At 51.1% G+C, this 20,597-nt stretch carries 20 protein-coding genes; 7 read left to right on the top strand and 13 right to left on the bottom strand.

All coding sequences use genetic code 11. The features are described from left to right. Positions 1-14: 14 nt before the first annotated feature. Complete coding sequence (locus BACSA_RS09685; RefSeq protein WP_245546538.1) at positions 15-962, bottom strand: aldo/keto reductase; 948 nt, start codon at positions 960-962, stop codon at positions 15-17. 399 nt (positions 963-1,361) lie between these two features. Then, positions 1,362-1,898 carry a flavodoxin gene (locus BACSA_RS09675; protein ID WP_083802577.1) on the bottom strand — a complete coding sequence of 179 codons (537 nt, stop codon included), beginning with the start codon at positions 1,896-1,898 and terminating at the stop codon, positions 1,362-1,364. A gap of 184 nt (positions 1,899-2,082) precedes the next feature. Between BACSA_RS09675 and BACSA_RS09670 the strand changes: the two genes are divergently transcribed. Beyond that, entirely contained in the window at positions 2,083-2,691 is a 609-nt protein-coding gene (locus BACSA_RS09670; protein ID WP_013617924.1) for a hypothetical protein, read from the top strand. A 92-nt stretch (positions 2,692-2,783) separates the two neighbouring features. Here BACSA_RS09670 and BACSA_RS09665 read toward each other — a convergent pair whose 3' ends face one another. From BACSA_RS09665 to BACSA_RS09645, 5 genes are all read right to left on the bottom strand, one after another. Then, the gene (locus BACSA_RS09665) at positions 2,784-3,254 is read right to left on the bottom strand and encodes an HU family DNA-binding protein (RefSeq protein ID WP_013617923.1); all 471 of its coding nucleotides are present in this window, start codon (positions 3,252-3,254) and stop codon (positions 2,784-2,786) included. Positions 3,255-3,534: 280 nt separating this feature from the next. After that, positions 3,535-4,572 (bottom strand): aldo/keto reductase, encoded by a 1,038-nt coding sequence (locus BACSA_RS09660; protein ID WP_013617922.1) that lies wholly within the window; start codon positions 4,570-4,572, stop codon positions 3,535-3,537. Between the two features lie 18 nt (positions 4,573-4,590). Continuing rightward, entirely contained in the window at positions 4,591-5,436 is an 846-nt protein-coding gene (locus tag BACSA_RS09655; protein WP_013617921.1) for an aldo/keto reductase, read from the bottom strand. 17 nt (positions 5,437-5,453) lie between these two features. Further along, on the bottom strand, positions 5,454-6,227 hold the full coding sequence (locus tag BACSA_RS09650) for a glucose 1-dehydrogenase (protein ID WP_013617920.1): 774 nt from the start codon (positions 6,225-6,227) through the stop codon (positions 5,454-5,456). Between the two features lie 3 nt (positions 6,228-6,230). Then, complete coding sequence (locus BACSA_RS09645; protein ID WP_013617919.1) at positions 6,231-6,890, bottom strand: carboxymuconolactone decarboxylase family protein; 660 nt, start codon at positions 6,888-6,890, stop codon at positions 6,231-6,233. A gap of 170 nt (positions 6,891-7,060) precedes the next feature. Here BACSA_RS09645 and BACSA_RS09640 point away from each other — a divergent pair, with 170 nt between their 5' ends. Continuing rightward, positions 7,061-7,954 (top strand): helix-turn-helix domain-containing protein, encoded by an 894-nt coding sequence (locus BACSA_RS09640; protein WP_013617918.1) that lies wholly within the window; start codon positions 7,061-7,063, stop codon positions 7,952-7,954. A gap of 180 nt (positions 7,955-8,134) precedes the next feature. Here the strand turns inward: BACSA_RS09640 and BACSA_RS09635 are convergent, their stop codons facing one another. Further along, positions 8,135-8,464: a TIGR04076 family protein gene (locus BACSA_RS09635; protein ID WP_041584344.1), complete on the bottom strand. Its 330-nt coding sequence runs from the start codon at positions 8,462-8,464 to the stop codon at positions 8,135-8,137. A 287-nt stretch (positions 8,465-8,751) separates the two neighbouring features. Between BACSA_RS09635 and BACSA_RS09630 the strand changes: the two genes are divergently transcribed. Both BACSA_RS09630 and BACSA_RS09625 read left to right on the top strand, forming a co-directional pair. After that, positions 8,752-9,108, top strand: coding sequence for a winged helix-turn-helix transcriptional regulator (locus BACSA_RS09630; protein ID WP_013617916.1), 357 nt, complete (start codon positions 8,752-8,754; stop codon positions 9,106-9,108). Between the two features lie 17 nt (positions 9,109-9,125). Continuing rightward, positions 9,126-9,926 carry an AraC family transcriptional regulator gene (locus tag BACSA_RS09625; protein ID WP_013617915.1) on the top strand — a complete coding sequence of 267 codons (801 nt, stop codon included), beginning with the start codon at positions 9,126-9,128 and terminating at the stop codon, positions 9,924-9,926. A gap of 15 nt (positions 9,927-9,941) precedes the next feature. On the opposite strand, the gene BACSA_RS09620 is transcribed toward BACSA_RS09625, so the two are convergent. Then, positions 9,942-10,877, bottom strand: a complete 936-nt coding sequence (locus BACSA_RS09620; protein ID WP_013617914.1) for an EFR1 family ferrodoxin — start codon at positions 10,875-10,877, stop codon at positions 9,942-9,944. 99 nt (positions 10,878-10,976) lie between these two features. Beyond that, the gene (locus BACSA_RS09615) at positions 10,977-11,939 is read right to left on the bottom strand and encodes a hypothetical protein (protein ID WP_041584342.1); all 963 of its coding nucleotides are present in this window, start codon (positions 11,937-11,939) and stop codon (positions 10,977-10,979) included. A 311-nt stretch (positions 11,940-12,250) separates the two neighbouring features. Between BACSA_RS09615 and BACSA_RS09610 the strand changes: the two genes are divergently transcribed. From BACSA_RS09610 to BACSA_RS09600, 3 genes are all read left to right on the top strand, one after another. Further along, positions 12,251-12,754: a GNAT family N-acetyltransferase gene (locus BACSA_RS09610; protein ID WP_013617912.1), complete on the top strand. Its 504-nt coding sequence runs from the start codon at positions 12,251-12,253 to the stop codon at positions 12,752-12,754. A gap of 480 nt (positions 12,755-13,234) precedes the next feature. Continuing rightward, positions 13,235-14,884, top strand: coding sequence for an alpha-L-fucosidase (locus BACSA_RS09605; protein ID WP_013617911.1), 1,650 nt, complete (start codon positions 13,235-13,237; stop codon positions 14,882-14,884). 35 nt (positions 14,885-14,919) lie between these two features. Next, positions 14,920-16,539, top strand: a complete 1,620-nt coding sequence (locus BACSA_RS09600) for a glycoside hydrolase family protein (RefSeq protein ID WP_013617910.1) — start codon at positions 14,920-14,922, stop codon at positions 16,537-16,539. A 93-nt stretch (positions 16,540-16,632) separates the two neighbouring features. On the opposite strand, the gene BACSA_RS09595 is transcribed toward BACSA_RS09600, so the two are convergent. The 3 genes from BACSA_RS09595 to BACSA_RS09585 are packed head-to-tail and all read right to left on the bottom strand — an operon-like array spanning position 16,633 to position 20,539. Then, positions 16,633-17,928, bottom strand: coding sequence for a murein hydrolase activator EnvC family protein (locus BACSA_RS09595; RefSeq protein ID WP_013617909.1), 1,296 nt, complete (start codon positions 17,926-17,928; stop codon positions 16,633-16,635). After that, on the bottom strand, positions 17,925-18,761 hold the full coding sequence (locus BACSA_RS09590; protein WP_013617908.1) for a DUF4292 domain-containing protein: 837 nt from the start codon (positions 18,759-18,761) through the stop codon (positions 17,925-17,927). The genes BACSA_RS09595 and BACSA_RS09590 overlap by 4 nt, the downstream gene beginning before the upstream one ends. Then, positions 18,758-20,539, bottom strand: a complete 1,782-nt coding sequence (locus BACSA_RS09585; RefSeq protein ID WP_013617907.1) for a tetratricopeptide repeat protein — start codon at positions 20,537-20,539, stop codon at positions 18,758-18,760. The genes BACSA_RS09590 and BACSA_RS09585 overlap by 4 nt, the downstream gene beginning before the upstream one ends. Between the last annotated feature and the right edge of the window lie 58 nt (positions 20,540-20,597).

Below are 20,597 nucleotides of genomic sequence, written 5' to 3'. Positions count from 1 at the left end.
CGTATGTCAAGCCATCACAGTCTTGCCCCCCAAACCATCTTCTCCACATCCTCCAGCGTGGCGTTGAAGAAACGCTTCTCCTTGTTGAGCGAGCGCATCTGCTGCATCTCGTCATCGGTCAACTGGAAGTCGAAGATTTGAATGTTTTCCTTGATGTAGTCGGGATTCGATGCACCGGGGATGACGGAGAAGCCTTCCTGGATGTGCCAGCGCAGGATGACCTGTGCCGGAGTCTTGCCGTGGGCTTCGGCAATCTTCTTTATCACAGGGTCTTTGAACAAGGCACCATTGCTCATGGCACCGCCCAACGGGAACCAACATTCCACCTGGATGCCTTCCGCAGCGGCTTTCTTGCGCATCTCCACACGTTGGGCGTAGGGGTGGCACTCCATCTGAAGTACTTGGGGCTTGATGGTCGCCTCTTTCATAATCGTGTTCCATACTTCATCGTTGGCGTCGAAGTTGCTGATGCCGAGGGCACGCACCTTGCCCATCTTCACTGCCTTCTCCATGTCTTTCCACGCTCCCACGAAGTCGCCTACGGGCTGGTGGACGTAGAGCAGGTCGATGTAGTCCAGCTGCATACGGTCGAGCATCTCGTCGATGGCTTTCAATGTCTTGCCCTCACCGTATTCCGTGGGCCAGAGCTTGCTGGTAATCCAGATTTCCTCGCGGGGGATGCCGCTTTCCTTGACGGCACGGCCTACACCTGCCTCGTCCTGATAGGCATGGGCGGTGTCGATGTGGCGGTAGCCGGCTTTCAATGCCGTGAGGCACGACTGTTCGCACACTGCGTCGCTGGGCTGGAGGAACGTGCCGATGCCGAACCGGGGCATCTCTACGCCGTTGTTCAACTTGACTACGGGTACGCTTGCCGTCGTCGTTTTCTCTTGCGCATAGGTAGCGCATACGCCGCCCCATAGCATCAGGGCGGACAACAGAAGATTCTTCAGTAGTTTCATACGTTCATTCTTTATGATTCGGATGTAAAGGTAGGGAATATGCCTCTGAACAGGCTTATAGAAAATTCGGGAGGATATGCCGGTTTTGCGGATAATTGCTATACCACTGTCAACGAAAAGCCCCTGCAAACCCCTTGTGGTTTGCAGGGGCTGATTCCTAAGAAACGCCGGAAATATCTTCCGCAGCACTGCTTTTGCCCAAGAACCGCTGTTCTACGCCTTCCACGTCGCTTCTTGACGAAAAGAAGTGCTGTCTACGCCTTCCACAACGCTTCTTTTGCCGAAGAAGCATAGACGGCGTATGAGATACCCTCAAACGGCGTATGAGCTTGGCTCGGTCGGCGTTCGTGTTTACTATATGTCATGTCCCCGTCGCACGTTGGCGGCAGGGGGACCTTTTTACTTGGCCAGCTTAATCTCTTTCAGCCATTCCGTGATGCCTTCGGTATTCCGGTCCACGGCTCCGAAGCCTTTCAGGTGACGGGCGTCGGGCGTGAGTTCGGCAATCTTCGCCAGCGTCTCGTCGCGGTAGGTCGAGGCGTAGGTGCAGAAGGGGACGACGGTCTTGCCTTTGAAATTGTAACTTTCGGCAAAGGTGTTGATAATCATCGGGGCGGTCCACCACCACACGGGGCAGCCGATGAACACCGTGTCGTAGCTGTCCCAGTCCGCTACACGGTTCTTGATGGCGGGGCGGGCGTTCTGCTCCTTCTCCGCCTTGGCTACCTCGGTGCAGGGCGTGTATTCCGTGGGGTACGGCTTGACGGGTTCGATACGGAACAGGGTGCCGCCGGTCTGCCGGGCGATGTATTCGGCTACGTGCTGCGTGTTGCCGCTCCAGCTGAAATAAGCCACGAGGATTTTTCTGTCTTGGGCAAAGGTGCCCGCTGTGCACATCACGACGAGCGTGAGGAGTGCGAGGATTCTTGTTTTCATTGTGCTCATAAATCTATCTGTCATTAAATTCGTTCTGATGCAAAATTACGGCAGATGCCCCTGTGCGTCCATACACGGATTACAGATTGCTATACCCATATCAACGAAAAGCCTCTGCAATTCTTGCTCGTCTGTCGGGAATCACTAACTTTGCATCTGTCAATATAAATAAGTGCACATCATTATGAAAGACGAAATAATCCAATTCATCCGGCAAAATATCATCGGCAAAACGTTGTTTACTGACGAGGTCGTGTATAAACTCGAAAACGAGACTTTGGAAGGAGTGTATAGCGACAAGATGATGTTCTCCGACTGGGTGCAGACAGAGAACGGCTTCAAGTTCAACATGACCACCGTTACCCGGGAATTAGTTTATAATCTGGACGGGAAAGGAATGCGGACAACCATTGCCAAAGATTATACGGGGACAAGTGTTTTCCGCTATGAACTGGCTTTTCGGAAAAGCACGAATCAACTGACCGGCTATATGCGTTGCATTTCGACAACGGTTCAGCACCAAACGATGGAAGCCGTAGTTTGCGGAATATCCGGTGTGACTTTTGACGGGAAAGAACTGAAATGGCAAGAAAAGCAGTTATTATATAGGGATAATCCCGTAGAAGCGGACAAATATAAGCCCGTTGCCTTCGATTCCAAGGTCCGCTTTTATCTTGATAACGGAAAGGCAGTGTTCGAATATTTGCCCACGCTTTGGGATGTAGACCCCGATACGTTGGAAAGGAGCTTGTCTAAAGACGATTATCCTCCTTACATATCAAGAGAGAAGTAAATCTTAACACTGAATCAGAGAATGGAATAAAAAATCCCGCAACGCGGGGACACATCGTTGCGGGAAATCTGATTATGCGCGATTCGTGGACTTTATCCGAAGGAACCTTCATTACCTGCTTCCTCTTCCTCATCCTCCGGCACCTGCGTCTCGTCGCTTTCCTTGCCCAGCCATTCCATAAAGGTGATACCTTCATCGGCAATGAGGGCGCGGGTGTAGCCACCGCTCATGTTGCGGGTACGGTCGGGCGTGAACTGCACACGCAGGCCGGTAATCTGGTCGCTGCTTACTTCCTCTTTCGTGGCAACGCCGTTGCCTGCCGAAACGGTGGTGTAGCGGAACCAGCCCAGTCCTTCAAAATGCACGGCACGGCTTTCTTTCATGAAGTCCGCCATGATGTTGGGCAGGGCACGGAGCACGGCATGGGTATCGGCGGGCGACACGGTCGACTCACGTGCGATGCGGTTGGCAAGTTCCTGCGTCTCGACAGGCTTGCCCACGGTGACGCTGCGGGGATACCACAGGTCGTTGATTGCTTGCTTTACTCGTTTCCAAAATATCATACATACCTCCTTTTTTGTGTCTTTCGTCCCTCTTCATCAAACGCTTTTGCAATCTACTGACTGACAAGTGGTTGCCTTTTGTCCCCGACGAACCTCTCGTTTGTCCCCCACGAGGGTCTCGTTTGTCCCCGACGAGCACCCCGTTTGTCCCCGACGAGGAGGTCGTGTGTCCCTGACGGGAAATTGGGGTGTCTGCGGGCAGGTTGTCGCTTGGATAATTCTTGACAGAAAGACGGGTTAAATATATTATTGATTGCAATGTTATTTCCCGTCAGTTATCTTACTTGATAACCTGATTCCCCGTAGACCAAGTAGCCTTCTCTGTCGGCTTCTTCTTGTTGAGTGCCATGACACCCACCAGTCTGTGCGGAATGTACATTTCTTCCAGATAAGCCATGTCGTCCGGTGTCAGCTTCAGGTCGAGGGCGGTGACGGCTCCTTCAATGTGGTGCAGCTTCGTAGCGCCGACTACGGGTGAAGCTACTTTCTGCAAGAGCCACGCAAGGGCGACCTGCGTCATCGTCACGCTGTAACGGTCGGCAAGTTCGGCAACACGGGCGATGATAATGCCATCCTGTTCGGCGGTGGCGTCATACTTCATCTTGGCTACGCCGTCCTCTTCCTGACGTTTCGATGTCTCGCCCGGACGCTTGGAAAGGCGACCGCCTGCCAGTGCGCTGTATGGGGTCAAGGCGATATTATCCTCTTCGCAGAGGGGGACCATTTCGCGCTCTTCCTCGCGGAACAGCAGGTTGTAATGCCCCTGCACGGATACGAACTTCGCCCAGCCGTTGCGGTCGGCAATGGCATTGGCTTTGGCAAGCTGCCAGGCAAAGCAGTTGGAGATGCCGATGGCGCGTACCTTGCCTGCCTTTACCGCATGGTTCATGCCCTCCATGATGTCCTCGATGGGCGTGTTATAATCCCACATGTGGCAGATGTACAAGTCCACGTAGTCCATGCCGAGATTCTCAAGGCTCTTGTTGAGCATACGCTCCACGTGCTGCTGACCGCTGATTCCGGCGGCAATCTCGTCGGGGGTGCGGGGCAGGAACTTGGTGGCAACTACCACGTCTTCCCGTTTGGCAAGGGAGCGGAGGGCACGTCCCACGTATTGCTCGCTCGTGCCGCTTTGGTAAGCAATGGCGGTGTCGAAGAAGTTCACGCCCAGTTCCAATCCACGCTTGATGATTTCGCGGGACTGCTCCTCGTTGGTAGTCCATGTGCAAGGTCCCTGTGTAGGGTCGCCGAATCCCATACATCCCATGCAGATGCGGGATACGTTCAAGTCTGAATTTCCAAGTTTGATGTATTCCATAATGATAAATTTGAATGATTAATAATCGAATTGTGCTTCGCAAATCATCTTGACGCAAGCCGGGTCGCGATGGTCGAAGATGGTGCTGCGTCCGGTGTCGAGTTTGGCAATGGTTGCCATGTCGTCGGCATCCAGCTCGAAGTCGAACACATCCATGTTCTCGCGCAGCCGTTCGGTGTGCGTCGATTTGGTGAGGACGATGATGTCGCGTTGGATGAGCCAGCGCAGGATTACCTGTGCCACGCTCTTGCCCGTCTTGGCGGCAATGGCTTTCAGTTTCTCGTCTTGGAAGATGGCGGGGTTCTGTGCAAACGGACTCCATGCCTCCAAACGTGTGTCATATCCGCCGAGGAACTGCTGCGTCGCGATTTGCTGGCAGTAGGGATGCACCTCCATCTGGCATACCGCCGGGACGACCGTGTTGTGCAAAGTCAAGTCCATGAAGCGGTCGGGGAAAAAGTTGCTCAGTCCGATAGCACGGATTTTACCTTCCTTGTACATTTCCTCCATTGCCCGCCATGCGCCGAACACATCGCCATAAGGCTGGTGGATGAGGTACAGGTCGAGATAGTCGGTCTGCAACTTGCGTAGCGACTTCTCCACAGCCGCCCGTGCGCTCTCGTACCCTGCATCCTTAATCCACAGCTTGGTGGTGATGAACAGTTCCTTGCGGTCGATGCCGCTTTTCTTGATGCCGCTGCCTACGGCTTCCTCATTGCAATAAGCCGATGCGGTGTCGATAGAGCGATAGCCCAGACGGATAGCCTCGCACACGCTGTTCTCACATTCTTCTTTGGACATCTGGTAAACGCCCAGCCCCAAAATAGGAATTTCCACGCCGTTGTTTAACTTTATTTTCTCCATTGTATTTTCTATTGATGTTAATTCTTTCCTGCATAAACCTGCGTCATGCCGCCATCAACCGTCAACTCGATGCCCGTGATGTATTTGCTCAAATCCGACGCAAGGAATACCACGGCATCGCCCAATTCCTCGCTTGTGCCGACACGCCCAAGTGGGATTTCCGAAGAAACACGGTCGGCGTATGCCTGCACATCGGCAGCGCTCATGCCCTGCACCACTTCGTACCCCTCGGTAGGTATCACACCCGGACTGACGGCATTGACACGGATGCCACGGCTTTTCAAGTCGGTTGTCCAACTGCGGGCAAAGGAGCGGACGGCGGTTTTCGTGGCAGCGTACAGTCCGAAGCCCGGCAATCCCATGTAAGCTGTAATGGAGGCGTTCAGGATGATGGAAGCCCCGTCGCGCAGGATGGGCAGCAGGGTCTGCACGGTGAGGTACGTGCCCCATACGTTCACATCGAACGTGCGGCGGTAGTCCGCTTCCGTTGCCTCCTCAAACGGGATAGCCTTGCCTCCGCCTGCATTGGCGAAGATGATGTCAAGTCCTCCGTTATCCTCCTTGATGATGTTCGCCAGCCGGAGCATATCCTCTTTCTTGGAACTGTCCGCCTGCACCGCTTTTACGCGGCTGCCCAACTTGGCGGCTGCCTGTTCCAAAACTTCCTTGCGCCGTCCGGTGATATAGACGAACGCGCCTTCTTCCATTAGTCTTTTGGCGGTACCGAAGCCGATGCCGCTGCTGCCGCCCGTTACGAGGGCGACTTTGCCTGCCAGTAATTGTGTGTCCATACGTTATTGTTTTTGATTGCGAATATTCAATGTATGCTCCAAGCGTTGTAAGCCTACTTCCGCTGCCTCAGCCGACACCCCCTGCCCAATGAGCCTCAGTATTTCCCGCAACTGCCCCTCCGTCACGCCGACATTCAGCGCACCGCCGTAGTGCGATTCCACCATTGGCTCCTTGATTGCGGCAAGGGCAGACACGTTGGTAATCTCCCGCTCGACATACGAAAGGAGGTCACGGGCAAAGAGGTCGGCAAAAAGATGCTCCTTCAGGCAGAAGTCCAGCAACGGATTGAAACCGAAGAAGCCGCTGCGCAACTGTTCTGCCGTCATGCCAGCGCAAAACATTTGCAGCCGTTCACCCCGTGCATACTTGCTTTCGCTTTCGTCAAGGGGCGATGCTTCTCGTCCCTGCTCGTCGTGTATGCCTTTGCTGCGCCGTTCATTCACCAAGTTCATAAACACAGTGGTTGCCCGGCACGCTGGAGCAAAACCCACGTAGCAATACAGATGCACAATCTCTTCGTTAATCTCGTTAATGGTCATGCCGAAGTCCAGAGCATCTGCCAAGACTTTCTTCAACCCCTCCACATCGGTGGTGGTGATAGCCGTATGGATGGAAATCAAGGCGATGTGTGCCTGCCGTTCCGTAAGATGTTTCAGTACCATAATCGAATCCTTTGTTTTAATTAGACGATGCAAAATTACGGCGTTCCCCACCGAAAGCCGTTATACTGATTACTGAACGTTTGATGCGGATAACTGAAATATGGATAAAGGGTGAAACTATTAGAAAACAATGCCTTATATTTGCAGCAACAAACAAGAAAAGAAGACTTATGAAGAAGGTAGAAAGAGTAAATATTGACGCATACAACAAGTATATGGGTGTAGAAACGCTGCATCCGTTGGTGAGCATTATCGACTTTTCCAAACTGTCGCCCATACACAGTTTCCTATTCAACATAGACTTTTATGCCGTGTTCCTGAAGGAGACGAAGAACGGAACTTTGACCTACGGACGGCAGTATTACGACTATCAGGAAGGAAGCATTGTCTGTATCTCTCCGGGACAGGTTATCGGTGCGGAAGCGACGGAAGAAATCTTCCAACCGCAAGGCTGGGGACTGCTGTTTCATCCCGACTTGATTGTCGGCACGCCGTTGGCTACCAAGATGAAGAAGTACACTTTTTTCGCCTACGACGTAAACGAGGCGTTACACCTCTCCGAACGGGAAAGACACATCATCCTCGACTGTTTCGACAAGATAACGGAAGAACTCAATCATCCGATAGACAATCATAGCCAGACGTTGATCTGTGTCTATATTGAGTTGCTGCTGGACTATTGCACACGCTTCTACGAACGCCAGTTCATTACCCGTAAAAAAGTCAATACCGACCTGCTGACCCGTTTCGAGAAACTGTTGCACGATTATTTCAACTCCCGCCAGCCGATGCAGTCCGGCTTGCCTACGGTCAAGTATTTTGCTTCCGAGCTTTGCCTTTCGCCCAACTACTTCGGCGACCTGATAAAGAAAGAGTGCGGAAAGTCCGCGCAGGAATACATCCAAGACACGGTTATTTCCATTGCCAAAGACCGCCTGCTTGACACCTCAAAGAGCATCGGGCAAGTGGCGGAAGAATTAGGGTTTCAATACCTGCCTTATTTCAGTCGGCTGTTCAAGAAGCGGGTGGGGATGACACCGGGGGAGTATCGAGGGCAGGCATAATATAATAATGTAGAAAAGCGAATCGCGAGCACAGAGACCATCATGCCGCTTGCGGCTCGCTTTTCACTTTAGTTTCTCCTACACGGGAAAACGGGGTGTCTGCGAGCAGGTTGTTGCTTGGATAATTCTTGACAGGAAGACGGGTTAAACATAAAATTTGAATCTTTATGAGTTCATATTCTACACCTCTTCATCAATCCGCTCCAGCTTGAAGATGACTGGGCGCGTGCCGTCGTTGCAGCAAGTTATCATCACTTTTTCGTTGTTCGTCCAGCCCTGCATGATGGAGCCGCCCTGCAATGCCGCGTAGACGTAGCGGCTGATGCAGTCCCATGCCTCGGCACAGAATGTTCCGTGCAACATGCGGAAGAAATTGTCGTTGTCCACTATGATTTCTTGCCCTTCACGGAAATAGGGGCATGGTCCCGACTTGGGGTCTGCCAGATATTCCGCCTGCAAATCCTTGTAACACTCCCGTTTCAGGATGGTAATCTTACATTTGTGTTTCATACGCTTATTCATATTATTGTTCACATTAGGATGATTATAAAACAGTTCTTCGCCTTGGGCTGGCAGCACATTGCCACCTATTGCCACCGCCAAAGCCGATATGCCGGCTTGCTTGAAAAATTTACGTCTATTTATTTCCCTTTTTTGAGTGCAAATATAGTACCTTACCCTTAGGTGACAAGTAGGGATGAATTGTTCATATACAGATAAATTTATCCCTGTGCTTATTGGGGGAAGTGTTGATAATGTGTACCTTTGTCCCATAAACAGATATTGATGGTTACATAATGTATAAGAAGATACCTTTGGACATTAATTGCGGCGTAAAAATCGCTATGGAAGTGATAGGTGGTAAATGGAAAACCTATATTCTATATGAATTGGACTGGGGGACAAGAAGACCCAGCGAGTTGCATCGCCTGTTTCCCGATGCCAGTCCCCGCGTCATCAACCAACAGTTGAAAGAACTGGAGAGGCACGGCATGATTGAGAAAACCATCTACCCCGAGCTTCCGCCCCGTGTGGAGTATTCCATCACGGAAGACGGAGGGAGCCTCATGCCCATTATCCACATGCTGGAGCAATGGGGTTACAATTTTCGTCCGAAGATGATACGGATATTGGAGGAGACAGAGGAAGAATAATGTAACATTTTATCATCATGAACGAAGACGTTGTCATAGAACATCACCTGCACAGCCTTGGCACGGAGGAGGCGAGCCAGCATATTGCCCACGTATATTGCCACGAGGGAGAGTGCGAGTTGCATTACAATGACCGGCTCATCCCGTTTACGGCAGGTGACTGCATGATTGTCATCAACAATAAGCTGTTGGACGGCATCAAGCCTTCGGCTGACTTCCAATGTACGGCGATATATGTCCGCACATCGTTCTTGAAAGTCTGCTCGCCGGGCAACAACTATTTCGTACGGGGCATCATGACTTTGTTTGCCAACCCCGTGATGAAACTGCTGCCCGATGAGCAGGAGATTTGCCAGGCTGACTTCCTGAATGTGGAGCACCGTCTTCATCGTGTTTCCCACTATTTTTATCAAGATGCCTTGGCCGTAGCCCTGCAAGGATTGTTCCTCGACTTTCACGATTTTCATGCACGCATCCATGGCTTTGCCGATGTACCGGTGCAGGCAGCGTCCTTATTGGCACGTTTCTTCTCGATGTTGGAGGGCGGTGCGTGCCGCACACACCGTGAAGTTGCCTATTTTGCTTCGGAACTTTGCGTGGTACCCAAGCATCTGTCCGATACGTGTTATAAGCTGAGCGGGTTCTCGGCGCTTTATTGGATAAAGCGGTTCGCCTTGCAGGAAATCAAACACCTGCTTCGGGACAAATCGCTGACCATTGCCCAGATTGCCGATATCATGGACTTCTCGTCGAAAGCACATTTCAACCGCTATGTACGCCAGAACTTGGGCATCACGCCGACGGAGTACCGCAAATAGCCGGTTTCTCGTAGGTCATTGCCTGTTCGCTTCCTTGATGCTCCAGAGCGACACGTGCTCGTTGCGGAAACGGGCATCCGGATTCTTCTCGCCGTGGGCAAGGAACGGACTGTCGGGCAGTTCGGCGAACTTGATAGCCTTTTGTGGGCAATTCTGTATGCAGGCAAAGCAGAAATCGCAGTCGCCTTTGGTCTTTACGCCCGTAGAGGTTAGTTCGTAATTGCCGCGCGGACAGACTTCCGTGCATACGGCACAGCCGATACAGGCATCTGTGACGACAAAGTAATCTTCGCTGTGCATCAGGTAGCCCACCTCCGGGTCAAGCCCTCTGTCACGGATGAAGCGGTCGAACAGTTGCCGTGCCCGTTCTTCGGTAGGCGGTATCTCATGCTTCCGGGCGGCTATGTCGGCAGTGATGCGCTCCAGGCTTTCGGGGATGTGTTTGTCTATCTTTATCTGCTCGTTCATATCGAAATTAGGCAGCCAGTTATCCACCATGAGAATGCTTGTGATGTAGTCAAAAGCATTGCCCGACTTGCGCGAGACCTCGTCCCATATCCCTGCCGCCACAAACTGCATGTTGCCGTAGGTCAGCACGGCAAACTTGTAGGCAGCCTTCAACCGTGCTTTCTGTATGAAACGGCGCACCATGTTGGGCGGCATCTGCCCATAGATAGGATAGACGATGCCTATCTCGTCCGCCTCCAGTTCATACCTCCCTTGCTTCACCAGTTGCGGGATGCTGAGCAGTTCCGTAGCTTCGTCCGCCAACTGACGTGCCACATAGAGGCTGTTGCCCGTGGCGGTGAAGTAGAGGATGATGCGTTTCTTTTTCTCTCCGCTGCATGAGGCAAGTGAGGGCATCCCCAACGCCACTGCTCCTGCCATGAGCAGACCCATCCGCTTCAAGGCGGAGCGGCGGCTAATTCCTTTGTCGCAATTCTTTTCCATATACTTATTTCTTTAGTAACGCGGCAAAGATAAGGGCACTTCTTAAAATAAGGGTTGTATAAACAGCAGGAATAAGTTGCCATATTCCGTATTTATAACTCAGCGTGCATCCCGTCTCCCTTTCTGCCACAGCTGCCAAGAGTTCACGATATTCTGCCAGACGATATAGCAGCTGGGTGCCACGGAGATGACGGGAGTAAGGTAGGTATAGGATACCCAGATGGCAAGTATCGTGTTCTTTTGTCCGAAGCCTTGCCCGCAACTGATATAGTCGTTGCAATGTTTGCCCACCAGCTTTCCGATACCGAATTGCCAGGCACACGCTACCAGTGCCGACAATGCCAGCAGCCACATTACGTGAGGGTCGAAATGGCTGTTCACCACCGAACGCAGGGTCAGTCCGATGGCAATGACGAGCGATACGCCCCACAGGTAGAACGCCAGGCTTCCGCACCACTTTACCACCAGGACGTGCAGCTTGGGCAGGAATTCCCTTAATGCCCATGCCGCAAAGAACGGGGTAAGAAGCAACGGGAACACGCGCCGCAAGATGAGCAGGAATTGCTGCCCGAACGAGCCTGCCGACTGCATCTCCACCAGTGGGAATACGGCTGGAATCATCGCTGCCGCCACCAGGTTGCTGAGGATGGTGTAGGTGGTCAGCGTAGTCTCGTTGCCGCCCAGCCGTCCGGCAATGACAGCTGCAGCCGTTCCGGTGGGGACAATTAGGCAGACCAACGCTCCCTGTGCCACGACATTATACTCGAAATGGGGGAAGAAATGAATGGGCAGCGCCACTGTCAGGCAGCACGTCAACTGCACCGCAAGCATCACCACGTGCCACCGCTTGAGGCGCATCTCCCGCGGATTGACCTTGCAGAAGGTAGTAAACAATTGGATGAACACCATCGTCGGCAGGATATAGTCTTCCGCTCCGCCTGCCAGCACTTTGAGCGGACTGAGCCACGTGATGTAGTGGAACATCAAGTAGACGCCCACTCCGGCAAACATGCCGAGCGGCAATGTCCACATCTTAAAGAAACGGATGATTTTTTCTTTCATATCAAGCATCGTAATTTTGATAAGACAAAATTACGGCAGGTAGCGGAGTCTGTCGATACACGGATTACGGATAGTTATACCCATATCAACGAATAAACATCCGGCAGATCTTGCCTGTCCGGTGGAAATCACTAACTTTGCATTTGTCAATATAACAAGCAGAAGGAACAGATTATGAATGCAACCGTATCATTGGATAGCGTATGGAACTTGGTGCAATCGCTGAGCAGCGATAACCGGAATGGCTGGCAGACAAAATATGCGAGAACATCAGCCACAAGGCAAATGAAACAATTCTGGGAGAAAAAGGTATGCGGACAACCGTTATCCAAGATGATACGGGAACAAGCGAACGGTTTCTGCGTAGAAGCCGGCAGGCAGATTGCCCAGACATTTATGCACTGGTATGCGACATGGAAGCCAAGCAACTTCCTTACGATGAATTTAAAGAAATCTATTCCGAACAGTTGGAAGACAACCGCCACACCTGCCTGGTATGCGAAGAAAACGGAAAGCTGACGGGATGCATCAACTTGCGGATGGAACGCCAATTGCATCATGCCGGACGAATATGTGAGATAATGGAGCTGGTTGTGCACCCGGATTACCGTTGTCAAGGTATCGGCAGATACCTGTTCGAAGCTGCTTGCAACGAAGCGAAATCCCAAGGATGCCTTCAGATAGAGGTGTGCTGCAACCAGTTGCGTCTTCAGACACATCGTTTCTATGAAACTTGCGGGATGCATAATTTCCACTACAAGTTCTCGCTCAGTTTCACTCAAACGGGCGATTACAGCAACGAACTTGGACGGTGAGAAATTACGAAGAGAAGCATGCGTTTTGATGAACATAAGTGAGTGGGCCGTTTTACATAAGTAAGTCGGGCGTTTAACATAAGTGAGTCGGTCATCTCACTTATGTTCGTTTGTGGAGTGCATGTCTGCGTTGGCAAAGACAGTTAATCGCTTTGCCAGTCCTGTACAGCCGGTACTGCAGTTTTGTCTTGTCAGTACTGCAGTCCTAGCCTGTCAGGACTGCAGTACTGATAGGGAGGACTGGCAGGAGGACCATTATGTATCTTGCCGCGCGGTTGATGTATGTTGGAAAGATGAAGGGGCAAATGCGGAATTTTATCGGGCTTCGTATGGCGTGACAGGTATTCGGGGGAGTTCTTCCGCAAGAAATCGTTCATTTTTTCTGAAGGCTCTTGCGTAATAGGGGGGATTTGGTTAATTTTGACAATTAAAAGCGTAATTCGTTTTTGCTATTTGTTAAAAACTAACTAATACCCTGTTATGAAAAATAAGGCTTTATTCTTTTCCTTGGTCTGTGCGGTTTTCGTGTCGTGCGGCCAATCTTCTCAGCCCGTTTATCAAGTGCCGGTTTCCGAGGCCGACGAACCGATGATGAAAGGGAAGTTCGAACCCACGTGGGAGTCGCTGAAAAACTACGAGGTGCCGGAATGGTACCGTAACGCAAAGTTCGGCATTTGGGCGCATTGGGGCCCGCAGTGTGTGGAAGGTACAGGCGACTGGATGGCACGCAAATTGTATATGGAAGGCTCAGAGGTGTATCGCTATCATGTGGAACATTACGGGCATCCTTCGGAGGTAGGTTTCAAGGATATCATTCCGTTGTTCAAGGCTGAACATTGGAATCCGGATTCACTGGTGGCTTTCTACAAGAAAATAGGCGCGCAATATTTCTTTGCCTTAGGCAATCATCATGATAATTTCGACCTTTGGGACAGTAAGTACCAGCCTTGGAATTCCGTGAATATGGGACCGAAACGTGATGTGCTGGCAGAGTGGGAGAAAGCGGCTCGCAAATACGGTCTTCCATTTGGTGTCAGCCTGCATGCCGACCATGCGTGGACATGGTATGAGACCGCTCAACGCCACGACACAATCGGTCCGAAGAAGGGTGTCCCTTACGATGGGAAGCTGACCAAAGCAGACGGGAAAGGCAAATGGTGGGAAGGATATGACCCGCAGGACTTGTATGCCCAAAACCATCCGTTGAGTGAAAACAGCTGGGACAACGGTATGATTCATCGCCAATGGGCATGGGGAGAAGGGGCCTGCATGCCGACGCAGGAGTATGTAACCAATTTCTATAACCGTACATTGGACGTTATCAACCGCTACAATCCGGATATCTTGTATTTTGACGTGACGGTGCTTCCGTTCTATCCCATCAGCGATGCCGGATTGAAGATTGCCGCTCACCTTTATAATCATAGCATGGCTACGCATGACGGCAAACTGGAAGCGGTGCTTACCGGTAAGATATTGGACGAAGAACAGCGCAAGGCTTTGGTGTGGGATGTGGAGCGTGGTGCTCCCAACGAAATTATAGCTGATAAGTGGCAGACGTGCACTTGCCTGGGCGGTTGGCATTACGACCAGTCGGTTTATGACAACGACCGTTATAAGTCGGCGGCTGATGTCGTGAAGTTGCTGGTGGATGTGGTGAGCAAGAACGGCAATCTGTTGCTGAGCGTACCTCTGCGTTCTGATGGGACTTTTGACGAGAAGGAAGCGAAAATCCTGACCGAATTTGGCGAGTGGATGAATACGAATAAGGAGTCCATTTATGATACTCATCCGTGGAAAGTGTTTGGCGAAGGTCCGATAGCCAATTCGGATATCGCTATCAACGCTCAAGGATTCAATGAAGGCTCTTATACAAATACTACTGCTCAGGAGATACGTTTCACGCAGAAAGGAGATGATTTGTATGTGACGGCGCTGGCATGGCCGGAAGATAGGAGGGTGATTGTGAAGTCGCTTGCGCAAGGGAATGAGCTATATCCTGGGGAGATCAAAGACGTGGAATTGCTTGGCTACGGAAAGGTCGGCTTCGAACGTACGGTTGAGGGACTCGTAATTGAACTTCCGGATAAACAGCTGAATAAAATAGCTCCGGTTTTCAAGGTAAGGTAACGGTTTGTTTTTGTCATTTGTAAATTTAAGGAATAATGAAAAGATTACTTGCGATAGGTTTGTTGGTCGGGGCATTGGGTGCTCCGCTGCATGCACAAGTCACCGAGCGTGTCCGCCCGGCAGAATGGGAACAGTTAGTGCCCGGCGCACGTTTCATGGATCGTTTCTTGCCTATGCCCGATGGCGTGAAAGGGCAGGATGTTTGGGGAGCGGACAGTGTACAGGGGCGTTATGTAGACAATGGCATCGAATTACCCGATGTCTCCTTCTGGGGCGGCAATATCTTGCAGACCGCCGACGGGAAATATCACTTGTATGTATGCGGATGGCCCGAGCGCTCGCCCAAAGGGCACATGTTCTGGGGAAATTCGACCGTATTCCATGCCGTAAGCGATGAGTTGTCCGGACCCTACCGGATACAGAACTCCATCGGTAAGGGGCATAATCCGGAAGCTTTCCGTCTGGCGGACGGACGGGTGGTGGTATATGTGATTGACGGGTATTACATAGCCGATAAGGAAGACAGCCCGGTGTGGATGTATCAGAAGTTTGATTTCGATGCGCGTGACCGGAAGATTATCGAAGGGCTTTCCAATCTCACGTTTGCCCGCCGTCCTGACGGTTCCTATTTGATGGTATGCCGGGGAGGAGGCGTATGGATTAGCCGTGACGGTTTGTCCGCTTACCGGCAATTGACGGACAAGCGGGTGTATCCGGATGTGGAAGGGCGTTTCGAAGATCCGGTCGTATGGCGGGATAGTCTGCAATATCACCTGATTGTGAACGATTGGTTAGGCCGCATTGCTTTTTACCAGCGTTCGAAAGACGGGTTGCATTGGGTGACCGAACAGGGAGAGGCGTATGTGCCCGGCGTTTCCCGGCACCGTGACGGGGAAGTGGAGTATTGGTTTAAGTACGAGCGTCCGAAGGTATTTCAAGACAAGGAAGGCCGTGCCGTGCAGATGAATTTTGCGGTGATTGACACCTTGAAGTGGGAAGACTTGCCGGAAGACCGCCATTCATCGAAAAACATTTGCATCCCGCTGAATAAAGGGCTGTTGCTCTCGGTGTTGAACGAAGAGCCGATAACGCCCGCAACCAAGCGGATAGAAGTACGCATCCAGGCAGAACCGGGCTTTTCCCCGCAGACGGATGTGGATGTGGAATCCTTGCGTTTCGGCTCATACAATGAAGTCAATTTCGGCAAGGGATGCAAACCCGTGAAGACCCGGAAGGAGGGAGAGGATTTGATTGTGGTGTTTAACGGGAAAGGAAACGGCATTACGGCGGATGAGTTTGCGCCGAAACTGATAGGGCGTGATGTGAACGGAAATCTGCTCTACGGTTATGCGCGTTTGCCTTACGTGGACTATGCGCCGGCTTTGCTTTCCGCCCGTCGTCCGGTATACGATAAGCGGCAACATGTATGGAAGGTACAGGTAGAGAATTTCGGCCTGTCGGCTTCCCGTCCAGCGGAGGTGGAAATCCGTTCGGCAGATAAATCTTTTGCAAAAGGAGAAGTTCCCGTTCTGGCTCCTTACGGGGAAACGGAATTGACCTTACCTTCCGTTGAGGCTTTGACCGCTGATACCATAGCGTGCGAAGTGATTATCCGAAGCGGTGGGATAGAACAGGAAAGGGTGAGGTTTGAGTGATGATTCGCCACAGAGGACACAGCGTATCACGGAGGAAAAATTTAAAAAACTCTGTGTGCCTCTGTGTCCTCTGTGGTGAAATGTCGAGGTAGTTTATCTGATTAGCCAAAGTTCCGGATTCAGCTTGGCGGTTTCCTTGCGGAGCTGGAAGTGGAGGACGGTATTGCCCGTGGCGTCGGTATGCACTTGCCCGATGACGTCTTTGGTTTTCAAGACGCTTCCTTTCTTGACAAGGACCGAACTCAGGTTGCAATATACCGAAATGTAGCTTCCGTGGCGCACCAAGACATTTGCCAAGCCGTTGTATTGGAAAATGGCGGAAACTTCTCCGTCGAAAATGACGCGGGCCTGTGCGCCTTCTTTCCCTTTTATGTCGATGCCTTTGTTGTCCAGGCGGACGTTGCGCAAGCCTTTCACCTGATATTTCCCGTAATGCCCTACAATGGCGTATGCTCCCGTAATCGGCATGGGAAGCTTTCCTTTATTCTTTTCGAAGACATCCGACAGGCGCCGGTCTTCATTATCCGTCTTATATACTTCGACTTTCGATTCAGGGGCTGCCGCTTTTTTGTTTTCGGCAAGTGTTTCCTTTTGCGCTTCTTTCTGCTTGCGCTCAGCTTCTGCCTTCCGGCGTGCTTCCGCTTCTTTCCGTTTGCGTGCCGCTTCGATTTCCATTTCAATCAAACGGTCTATTTCCGCGTTCAGGCGATTGGCGGAACGGCGTTTCTCCTTGATTTCGTGCTGGATTTCCCATTGTTTCTTTTGCAGGGCGGAAAGCAATGCCTTGCGTTCCTTTTCCTGTGCTTCCAGTTTCAGCTTCTCGGCTTCCCCTTGTTTCAGCATGTTTTCTTTCGCGTTCCGGCTGGCGAGCAGGCTTTTTTGCTTTTCGGATACTTGATATTGCTTCCGCTGCACTTCTTTGCCTTGCCTTCTTTGGTAATCGGCATATTCCCGCACATAACGCATGCGCCGGTACATCTGGCTCAGGTTATCTGCCGAAAAGATAAACATCAGCTTCTCCTGGACAGACTTGTTCTTATACATGTACATCACCGATTTCTCGTATTTCTTTTTCTTTTCGGCAAGCTCACGTTCCAGTGTGTTCAGTTCTGTTTTCAGACGGCTTATTTCTTCCTGAATGACCTGCACGTCTTTTTCAATGGTTTCGATGTATTGTTTCCGGTCTGTTATCTGTCCCGACAAGACCGCCAAATTGTCCAGCTGGCTTTTTACGTCTTGTTTGGTAGATTGCAACAGGCTTTCCGAGTCGGATATCTGTTTTTGCAAGGCGGCATGCTGCTTCTCCAGTTCCCGGATTTTCTTCGTGCTTTGCGCGCAAAGAGAAACCGAAACCAGTACCGTCAACACTATGCCTATCATCCGTTTCATTCGTTCTGCAACATTTTCAATAAATCTTCCACTTCTACACGCGTATATTTAGCCGGTATCTCCGTACGGGCTTTCCAGTCGCCGCCTACACTCAGCCGCGAAAAATCCATGTTCAGTGCCAAAGGCTTGCTTGTGCCTTCGATGGAAAGCCGCATCTTTTCCGGGAAAAAACGTTGTTCTATTTGCCGGAACGCATCGTATTTCCATTGCAAGGCGTATGGAGTGCCCGATACGCCTATCCGGCTTTCCTGCAGCCAGCCTTGCTCGGCGGATGTGAAAAAACGGTAAGTCAACCGATGTGTTCCTTCGGTTTCCAGCATCGCACGCTCCCCCTCCAACGAAAGGCGGAAACGGCTTGCGTCGTTCAAGTCCACTTGCGCTTTGTCCGGCACGAACAGTTCATTCAAGAACAAAGACTGAAGCACCGCAAAGCTCAGGTCTGTACGTGCCCAGCGGTTTATCTCTTCGAACGGAACCTGTATGTAACGCTTGTTCAGCCGGTCGAGCGCCACCAAGCCGTCGGGCGAGATTTCTATCCGGGCGACTTCGATGCCCAAGAAGGGAGCTACGGACAATTGGATGGATTCTCCCCGTTTCAGGCGCAGCGTCGCGTTTACTTCGGCATGTTTCCCATCGCCCAGCGACAGGTCTAAAGCCACCTTCCCGCTCAGGCTTTGCCATGCGGGAACCTGTTCGATTACCTTTTCTATATAGGCCTCTCCGGTCAGCCCTCCAATCATCGGTGCCTTGGCGGCTTTGCGCGAAGAAGAACACGATGCCGTGAGAAGCACGATGAGTATCATGTATAGGTATTTCACTTTTCCAGCCATCATTCTATGTATTTTTTCAACTTAATCTTCTGTTTCAGCCGCTTGATTTCTTCTTCCGTAGGCGGAGTCTCGCCTTCTTCCGTTTCCTTCATGGCATCGGCTTTTTCCCAGTATTCCAGTGCCTTGTCTTTTTCGCCCAACATATAGTAGATGTCACCGCAATGCTCTACGATGACCCGGCTCTTGTCTCCTCCGTTCCGCAAGGCTTGCTCGATGTAAATGCGTGCCTCCGTATACCGGCCTTTCTCGAAAAGAATCCAGGCATACGTGTCCAGGTATGTTTTGTTTTCCGGTTCCGCCTTTACCGTGCGGTAGCTCATCTCTTCGGCTTTATCCAGTTGCTTCTTGTCGATGGAAAGGAAATACGCGTAATTGTTCAGCGTCCCGATGTTGTCCGGGTTATAAACCAGCGAAGAGTCGTATGCCGCATAAGATTCCTCTGCCCTTCCTTTCTGATGATAGATGTCTCCCAGTATGGCATAAAAATCGGAAGCTATCTGCTTGTCGCTCTTCTCGTTTATCTGCCTTACTCCGCGGGTGAATACTTCCAGCGCCTTGTCGGTTTCTTCTTTCTGGTAATGGGCGATGCCGCAATAATAATAAAACTCCAGTGCGTCCGGATGATATTCTAAGGCAGAGGTGGCAATCTGTATCACCTTGTCCAAGTCATTGTCTTGTATCGCATAACTCAACAATTGCAGGTAGGCGGGCTTGTTTTCGGGGTCTAAGGAAAGCACTTGCTCCAATACCGGCACCGATTCTTCCTTCATGTTCTTGGTAATCATGTATTGGGCGCACAGCATTGCCAAGTCCGCGTTCTGTTGGGGACGTGCCAGGATACGTTTGAACAATGCCACGATTTGCGTGCTGTCTTTCGTGGTTTGTTCCGATTGCAGGATATTTTGGCGCATAAGCTCCATTTTCGTGTCCGACAAGACATTGTCGTTCATCAGAATCGTGTCCAGCTGGAGTTGGTACAGGCTGTCCTGGCCTGTTTTCTGGTAATACGAAGCCATGGAGAGCACCGCCGGAGCGTAATGGGGTTCTTCCTTTAATATATGCTGGTAAGTGGCTAATGCTTCCGGATACTTCCCGTTGTTCAGATACACATCGCCTAAGATGTTCTGATAGCGCAAGTCGTAGGGATATTCTTTCGAGAGGTTTTCTATTTCGATAAAGGCGCTGTCTTGCTTGCCCATCAGCAGATACATCCGGAATTTCTCCATGCTGATTTGTTCCGATTTCCCGTCCAGCTCTTCCAGCCGGTTCAAGACCGTAATGACGTTTTGATAGCTCTTGGTCCGGTTGTACAGGTCTACCAACGACATCAAAGGCTCCAGCCGGGAAGGGAACTGCTCTGCCATGTTTTCGTAAACGGAAATGGCTTTCGGCATGTTCCGCTTTTGCTCATAATAAGAAGCCAGCGTTTGCTTGTACCAGAAGTTAGACTTGTCCGAGCGGATGGCTTGCTTTAACGCTTCTTCGCCTTTCGCTTCCTGTCCCAGGTACATATAGAACTGGGAAATTTCATACAGAGCGGCTCCCGAAGCCGGATTGATATCCAGGCAGTGCTTATAAAGCTCGTAGGCGGCATCGTATTGCCCTTTTTCTTTCATCCGCACGGCTTCCAGGAAAAAATAATCAAACTTCCGGCGTTCCTCTAAGCTTAAAGAAACCTGCTCCGGCTCTGCCTGCTTCTTCCTTGCCTGCTTCCCTGCCGTTCCGCATGCCGCAAGCGTCATCAGCACACCCACCGATACGATATAAATTAGTTTTCTCATTGTTCTGTCTTTTCTTAAGTAGATGTTGAGAATTAGTTTATATAATGTGTCAGCTCAG

It is taken from the genome of Phocaeicola salanitronis DSM 18170, assembly GCF_000190575.1.
Classification (GTDB): Bacteria; Bacteroidota; Bacteroidia; order Bacteroidales; family Bacteroidaceae; genus Phocaeicola; species Phocaeicola salanitronis.
This window is presented reverse-complemented; position numbering and strand designations above follow the sequence as displayed.

Coding starts and splice junctions, on each gene's coding strand:
- BACSA_RS09615 (WP_041584342.1), bottom strand. CDS start 11,939: ATGAAAGAAAAAATCATCCGTTTCTTTAAGATGTGGACATTGCCGCTC.
- BACSA_RS09650 (WP_013617920.1), bottom strand. CDS start 6,227: ATGGACACACAATTACTGGCAGGCAAAGTCGCCCTCGTAACGGGCGGC.
- BACSA_RS09685 (WP_245546538.1), bottom strand. CDS start 962: ATGAAACTACTGAAGAATCTTCTGTTGTCCGCCCTGATGCTATGGGGC.
- BACSA_RS09660 (WP_013617922.1), bottom strand. CDS start 4,572: ATGGAATACATCAAACTTGGAAATTCAGACTTGAACGTATCCCGCATC.
- BACSA_RS09670 (WP_013617924.1), top strand. CDS start 2,083: ATGAAAGACGAAATAATCCAATTCATCCGGCAAAATATCATCGGCAAA.
- BACSA_RS09605 (WP_013617911.1), top strand. CDS start 13,235: ATGAAAAATAAGGCTTTATTCTTTTCCTTGGTCTGTGCGGTTTTCGTG.
- BACSA_RS09635 (WP_041584344.1), bottom strand. CDS start 8,464: ATGAAACACAAATGTAAGATTACCATCCTGAAACGGGAGTGTTACAAG.
- BACSA_RS09625 (WP_013617915.1), top strand. CDS start 9,126: ATGAACGAAGACGTTGTCATAGAACATCACCTGCACAGCCTTGGCACG.
- BACSA_RS09645 (WP_013617919.1), bottom strand. CDS start 6,890: ATGGTACTGAAACATCTTACGGAACGGCAGGCACACATCGCCTTGATT.
- BACSA_RS09595 (WP_013617909.1), bottom strand. CDS start 17,928: ATGAAACGGATGATAGGCATAGTGTTGACGGTACTGGTTTCGGTTTCT.
- BACSA_RS09665 (WP_013617923.1), bottom strand. CDS start 3,254: ATGATATTTTGGAAACGAGTAAAGCAAGCAATCAACGACCTGTGGTAT.
- BACSA_RS09640 (WP_013617918.1), top strand. CDS start 7,061: ATGAAGAAGGTAGAAAGAGTAAATATTGACGCATACAACAAGTATATG.
- BACSA_RS09630 (WP_013617916.1), top strand. CDS start 8,752: ATGTATAAGAAGATACCTTTGGACATTAATTGCGGCGTAAAAATCGCT.
- BACSA_RS09600 (WP_013617910.1), top strand. CDS start 14,920: ATGAAAAGATTACTTGCGATAGGTTTGTTGGTCGGGGCATTGGGTGCT.
- BACSA_RS09585 (WP_013617907.1), bottom strand. CDS start 20,539: ATGAGAAAACTAATTTATATCGTATCGGTGGGTGTGCTGATGACGCTT.
- BACSA_RS09675 (WP_083802577.1), bottom strand. CDS start 1,898: ATGAAAACAAGAATCCTCGCACTCCTCACGCTCGTCGTGATGTGCACA.
- BACSA_RS09610 (WP_013617912.1), top strand. CDS start 12,251: ATGCGGACAACCGTTATCCAAGATGATACGGGAACAAGCGAACGGTTT.
- BACSA_RS09655 (WP_013617921.1), bottom strand. CDS start 5,436: ATGGAGAAAATAAAGTTAAACAACGGCGTGGAAATTCCTATTTTGGGG.
- BACSA_RS09590 (WP_013617908.1), bottom strand. CDS start 18,761: ATGATGGCTGGAAAAGTGAAATACCTATACATGATACTCATCGTGCTT.
- BACSA_RS09620 (WP_013617914.1), bottom strand. CDS start 10,877: ATGGAAAAGAATTGCGACAAAGGAATTAGCCGCCGCTCCGCCTTGAAG.